General features: G+C 41.1%; 1 protein-coding gene and 1 pseudogene. Both read right to left on the reverse strand.

The annotated features are described in order from the left end of the window. Positions 1-229: pseudogene (locus ACFINL_RS09905) on the reverse strand (integrase); the annotation flags it as partial. A gap of 6 nt (positions 230-235) precedes the next feature. After that, on the reverse strand, positions 236-454 hold the full coding sequence (locus ACFINL_RS09910) for a hypothetical protein (RefSeq protein ID WP_273791657.1): 219 nt from the start codon (positions 452-454) through the stop codon (positions 236-238). Positions 455-538 lie beyond the last annotated feature (84 nt).

Raw genomic sequence — 538 nt, forward strand, 5'->3', positions numbered from 1 at the left:
GTTTAAGCAGCCATGCAAATGAACCTTCAACAAGTTTACCGGTTTTTGATTTAGGAAGTATAAGCCCTTGTAACTCGGCAAGTGCGCTTTTGTAGTTATCAACAAACTCTTGCGTTCCATAGGTACCGCGTATTCTAATGCGTTTGCCATGACCAATACGTACATACCATACAATTTTGCCATGTTGAGTAATTTGTTTAACGAGATGAGGAGGACGTGGTTTAGGCATGGTATTTTACATCTTAGAGAGTGCGGTTTCGTAATATTCATTCTTTGACAAATCTAAAAGTTTGTCTGGGTGGTTAACTGAATTTGGTAGTGGAATATCGGATTTAAGATAGATAAGCAGTTCACCGGTAGGTTTGATTTCTACGAGTTCACAACCTTGTTTTTTAGCTTCTCTTAAAGCGCGTGCAATGGCTGGTTGCGTTATAGCAGCTGGACGAGGTGCCATATCTTTTCTCCTTACATTGAGATGCAATTCACGTGTGGCGTGAATCACGCATTACTTGAAAGTGTTAGGAAGGGTGGGGGTGCT

The organism is Bartonella sp. AA78NXGY (assembly GCF_042197005.1).
Lineage (GTDB): Bacteria > Pseudomonadota > Alphaproteobacteria > Rhizobiales > Rhizobiaceae > Bartonella.